Raw genomic sequence first — 910 nt, forward strand, 5'->3', positions numbered from 1 at the left:
AACGTCGATGCCGGGCTTTGGCAGAACGGCAACATAACTGGCCGGGCCTTCACTGACCTGAACAGCGACGGCGTCCGTCAGACCGGCGAGGCCGTGCTACCCGGCGTCACCGCCCAGCTACTCAACGCCGCCGGCACCGTGGTCACCAGCGCCACCACTGACAGCAGCGGCAACTACAGCCTTTCCGCCGCTCCCGGCACCTACACAGTCAAGTTCGTCACTCCCACGGGCTACAGCCTCAGCTCGCAGGACAGGGGCAGCGACGACACCCTCGACAGCGACGCTAGTCCCACGACCGGCGTCACCACCGCCATCACGCTCACCTCCGGCCAGACCGTCGCCAACGTCGATGCCGGGCTTTGGAAAACGGCAACCGTCAGCGGCCTGGCTTTCACCGACACCAACGGCGACGGCATCCAGGGCACCGGCGAGGCCGGCATTGCCGGCCAGTCCGTGCAACTGCTCAACACTGCCGGCACCGTGGTCGCCACCACCACCACCGGCAGCAACGGCGCCTACAGCTTCGGCAACGTCACTCCCGGTACTTACCAGGTGCAGTTTGCCGCCGCCTCCGGCACCAGCTTCACCGCCCAGGACCAGGGCAGCAACGACGCCGTCGACAGCGATGTTGGCAGCACTGGCCGCAGCGCCGCCATCACCCTCACCTCGGGCCAGACCGTCGCCAATCTCTCCGCCGGCAGCTTCATGCCGGCCACCATTACCGGCCGGGCCTTCACCGACCTGAACAGCGACGGCGTCCGTCAGACCGGCGAGGCCGTGCTATCCGGCGTCACCGCCCAGCTACTCAACGCCGCCGGCACCGTGGTCACCAGCGCCACCACTGACAGCAGCGGCAACTACAGCCTTTCCGCCGCTCCCGGCACCTACACAGTCAAGTTCGTCACTCCCA

General features: G+C 67.5%; 1 protein-coding gene. It reads left to right on the forward strand.

Annotation, left to right across the window (positions count from 1 at the left end; translation table 11 throughout):
* A partial coding sequence (locus tag E2C06_RS36680; protein ID WP_193560546.1) for an SdrD B-like domain-containing protein occupies positions 1-910 on the forward strand: 910 nt, incomplete at both ends.

The sequence above is a fragment of the Dankookia rubra genome (assembly GCF_004355005.1).
Classification (GTDB): domain Bacteria; phylum Pseudomonadota; class Alphaproteobacteria; order Acetobacterales; family Acetobacteraceae; genus Paracraurococcus; species Paracraurococcus ruber_A.